The organism is Parendozoicomonas verongulae (genome assembly GCF_009711465.1).
GTDB classification, from domain to species: domain Bacteria; phylum Pseudomonadota; class Gammaproteobacteria; order Pseudomonadales; family Endozoicomonadaceae; genus Sansalvadorimonas; species Sansalvadorimonas verongulae.
Window position 1 is genome coordinate 1 of the sequence record NZ_SMME01000011.1, and the last position, 206, is coordinate 206.

Annotated in this window: 1 rRNA gene; it reads right to left on the reverse strand. The window is 56.3% G+C overall.

Annotated features, from left to right (window positions below):
• A 16S ribosomal RNA gene (locus tag E1189_RS00025) occupies positions 1–206 on the reverse strand; the annotation flags it as partial.

Sequence of the window (206 nt, forward strand, 5' to 3'; positions counted from 1 at the left end):
CCTTTTCCTCCTCGCTGAAAGTGCTTTACAACCCGAAAGCCTTCTTCACACACGCGGTATGGCTGGATCAGGCTTGCGCCCATTGTCCAATATTCCCCACTGCTGCCTCCCGTAGGAGTCTGGGCCGTGTCTCAGTCCCAGTGTGGCTGATCATCCTCTCAGACCAGCTACGGATCGTCGCCTTGGTGAGCCATTACCTCACCAAC